This window comes from Cellulomonas endophytica (genome assembly GCF_004123805.1).
In the GTDB taxonomy this organism is placed as follows: domain Bacteria; phylum Actinomycetota; class Actinomycetes; order Actinomycetales; family Cellulomonadaceae; genus Cellulomonas; species Cellulomonas endophytica.
This window is the reverse complement of sequence record NZ_RWJX01000142.1, coordinates 1-3503: the sequence shown is the minus strand read 5'-3', so window position 1 is coordinate 3503 and position 3503 is coordinate 1. Positions and strand designations below refer to the sequence as shown.

Here is a 3503-nt window from a genome sequence, read left to right as displayed (position 1 = left end):
CCGGCCACAGGTCGGCGTCGGCGGCGGCCGCGAGCCGCGCGCGGCCCCCCTGCACCGCGGCGTCGCCGGCGGCGACCCCCGGGGCGAGCCCGTCGAGGAGGTCGAGCGCGAGGCGGCCGTCCGGCGTGACGAGGTCGGCGTCCCCGAGCGCGCCGGCCGCGGCGACGAGGCCCGGCCCTGCGTCCGCGACGTCGTCCACGACCTCCGTGACCGTGCGCACCGCCCGGACGTTCGGCCCCACGACGGGGACCGCCGCCAGCGCGGACCAGGCCGGCCCGTCGAGCGCCGCACGGGCCGCAGCGGCGTGCGCGCGGAAGCGCCCGAGGTCCCCGTCCACCCGCGCGAGGTCGCCCGCCGCGAGCCCGTCCTGGAGCCCGGCGACGAGGGCCGAGGCCGCGCGCAGCTCCGCCCGCGCGCGCAGGGCGTCGCCCGCGAGCCAGGCGGCCAGGCCGACGAGGACCAGCGCCGCGCCACCCGCGACGAGCCGACGGAGGGACCGGCGCAGGGGCGCGCCGCGACCGGGGGGACGGCGGCGGGTGCGCCGCGCGGCGGCCTCTGTCCTCACCGCACCCCTATCGGCGCCCCGGCCCGCCGGCTGTAGGCCGCGGACGGGCGCACACGCCGCGGCGGTGCGCCGCAGGGGTGACGTGCGGCGCGCTCCCCTCACGGGCCGCACCGCGCGGCCGAAGGGACCGGCGTGGACCGGACCCGGGTGACGTACGCGGCGGTGCTCGCCGTGCCCGTCCTCGCCTGGGTGCTCCTCGACGACGGGGTCGTGCGCAGCGCCGCCTACACGCTGGCCGGGGTCGTCGCGGTCGCGGGTGTGGGGATCGGCGTGCGCCGGCACCGGCCCGCCGCGCCGTCGGCCTGGGTGCTCCTCGCCGCGGGGCTCGGCTGCCTCGTCGCCGGCGACGCCGTGTACGCCTGGTACCTCGACGTCCTGCACCGGGAGCCGTTCCCCTCCCCCGCCGACGCCCTCTACCTGCTCGCCTACCCGCTCCTCGTCGCCGGGCTGAGCCGCCTCGTGCGGGCGCGCCGGACCGCCCGCGACGCCGCGGGGGCGGTCGACAGCGCCATCGTCACCGTGGGCCTGGCCCTCCTGGCGTGGGTGTTCGTCGCCGAGCCCGTGGTGGTCAGCGACGCCCCCGTCGCCGAGCGGCTGCTCGCCGCCGCCTACCCGCTGTGCGACGTGGTCCTGCTGGCCCTCATCGTGCGGCTCGTCGTCGGCGCCGGCGCCCGGCCGGTCTCCTTCCGCCTGCTCACGGCCTCCGCCGCCGTGCTGCTCGGCGCCGACACCGTCTACGTGTCCCTCGCGACGGCCGAGCTCTACGTCGGCGGCTGGCTCGACGGCTTGTGGCTCCTGTCCTACGGCCTCGCCGGCGCCGCCGCCCTGCACCCGTCCATGCGCCGGCTGTCCGAGCCCGGCCGCGACGCGGCGCCCTTCACGCGGCGGCGGCTCGTCGCGCTCACCGCCGTGGTGCTCCTGGGCCCGGCGCTCGCCGTGGAGGCGCTCGTCACCGGGGCCGCCGCGTCCGTCACCGCCGCCGTCGCGGGCGGCACCGCGGTCCTCGTCGCGCTCGTCGTCGCCCGCATGCACCTCGCGGTGCGCGAGGTCCAGCGGGCCGAGCGCCAGCGCGAGCGGCTCCAGGGCGACCTGGCGCACCAGGCCGCCCACGACCACCTCACCCAGGTGGCGAACCGCGCCCGCACCCTCGAGGTCGTCGGGTCCGCCCTGCACCGCGGGCAGCGGGCGGGGACGCTCGTCGGGCTCCTCTTCGTCGACCTCGACCACTTCAAGGACGTCAACGACACCTGGGGGCACGCGGCCGGCGACGAGGTGCTGCGGGAGACCGCCCGCCGGATCCGCGCCGCCGTCCGCCAGGGGGACACGGTCGGCCGCATCGGGGGCGACGAGCTCGTCGTGCTCGTCGAGGCGCCCGGCTCCGAGGCCGAGGTCGTCGAGACGGCCGAGCGCGTCCTCGCGGCGGTGCTGGCCCCCGTCGCCGTGCCCGGCGTGCCCCGGGGCGTCACCGTCGGCGCGAGCATCGGCGTGGCGGTCGCGCGCGACGGCCGCACGGACGCCGACCACCTCCTCGGGGAGGCCGACGCCGCCGCCTACCGCGCGAAGGCCGAGGGCCGGGGCCGCGTCGAGGTCTTCGACGAGTCCCTGCGCCGGGCGCTGCGCGAGCGCGCGGAGCAGGAGGCCGCCATCCGCCGCGGGCTCGCCGCCGGGGAGTTCGTCCTGCACTACCAGCCCGTCGTGGACGTCGCCGACGGGCGGACGGTCGGCTACGAGGCGCTCGCCCGCTGGCAGCGCCCGGGGCACGGCCTGCTGCCGCCCGCGGACTTCGTGCCCGTGGCCGAGGAGTCCTCGCTCGTGTGCGACCTCGGCCGGTGGGTGCTCGGCGCCGCCACCCGCCAGCTCGCCGAGTGGCGGGCCGACGCGCAGGGCCGGGGCGTGCCGGTCGACGACCTGACCGTCGCCGTGAACATCTCGGGCCGGCACCTGGCGAGCGCCGCGGTCGTCGCGGACGTGCGCGAGGCGCTCGCCGCCTCCGGTCTGCCGGCCGACCGCCTCGTCGTGGAGGTCACGGAGACCGTGCTGGTGGACCGCGCGACCGGCGACGCGCACCTGCGGGCGCTGCGCGACCTCGGGGTCCAGGTGAGCATCGACGACTTCGGCACGGGCTACACCTCCATCGGGCAGCTGCAGCACCTGCCCGCGAGCACCCTGAAGATCGACCGCAGCCTGCTCGCCGGCGGCGGCGCGGGGTCGGCCGAGCTCGTGGCGCTCGTCGTGCACGCGGCGCACGCCTTCGGGCTGTCGGTCGTCGCGGAGGGTGTCGAGACGGCGGAGCAGCTCGCCCGGCTCCAGGGGCTCGGGTGCGACCGGGCCCAGGGCTTCCTGCTGTGCCCCCCGCGCGCGCCGGAGGACCTCCGGCAGCCCGGGGTCGCCCTCGTCGGGCACGCCTCCCCCACATGAGCGGCGCCGACCGCCCGCAGGGCGCACGCTGGTCCGCATGAGCGACACCACGACCGCCCCCTCGCACCCCGGCGACGACGAGGCGCTGCCCGCCGCGGTCGAGTCGCCGCCCGACGACGGCCGGGTGGACCCGCCCGGGGACGTCGACGAGAGCGTCGGCTTCCTCGACGACGGGCTCGGCGCCGAGCCGCCGGACTGAGCGCAGGCCCACCCGGAGGCGCACGCCGGACCGGCCCCGCGGGACCGGTGCGCGCTGCCATACTCGGCCGGTGCCCGGACCCGTGAGCGCGCCGGCGGCCGAGACCTTCGCCGCGGCGCTGCGCCGCCTGCGCGAGGCGGCGGGCCTCACGCAGGAGGAGCTCGCGGAGCGCGCCGGCCTCACCGCGCACGGCGTCGGCGCCCTCGAGCGGGGGACGCGGACGCGCCCGTACCCGCACACCGTCCGCGCGCTGGCCGCCGCGCTCGGCCTCGACGCGGCCGGCGCCGAGCTGCTGGCGGCCGCCGTGCGGTCGCGGGCCGC

At 79.8% G+C, this 3503-nt stretch carries 3 protein-coding genes and 1 pseudogene; 3 read left to right on the top strand and 1 reads right to left on the bottom strand.

What is annotated here, in order from left to right; all coding sequences use genetic code 11:
• Positions 1 to 565: pseudogene (locus EJA20_RS18910) on the bottom strand (hypothetical protein); the annotation flags it as partial.
• A gap of 132 nt (positions 566 to 697) precedes the next feature.
• Here EJA20_RS18910 and EJA20_RS18210 point away from each other — a divergent pair.
• From EJA20_RS18210 to EJA20_RS18205, 3 genes are all read left to right on the top strand, one after another.
• Positions 698 to 2983 (top strand): putative bifunctional diguanylate cyclase/phosphodiesterase, encoded by a 2286-nt coding sequence (locus tag EJA20_RS18210; protein ID WP_205687585.1) that lies wholly within the window; start codon positions 698 to 700, stop codon positions 2981 to 2983.
• Positions 2984 to 3020: 37 nt separating this feature from the next.
• A complete protein-coding gene (locus EJA20_RS18905; protein WP_164984065.1) occupies positions 3021 to 3182 on the top strand; it encodes a hypothetical protein in 162 nt (53 codons plus the stop codon).
• Between the two features lie 70 nt (positions 3183 to 3252).
• A partial coding sequence (locus EJA20_RS18205) for a helix-turn-helix transcriptional regulator (RefSeq protein ID WP_205687584.1) occupies positions 3253 to 3503 on the top strand: 251 nt, incomplete at its 3' end.

Excerpts from the sequence above, each read along its gene's own strand:
- EJA20_RS18905 (WP_164984065.1), top strand. The coding sequence starts at position 3,021 with ATGAGCGACACCACGACCGCCCCCTCGCACCCCGGCGACGACGAGGCG.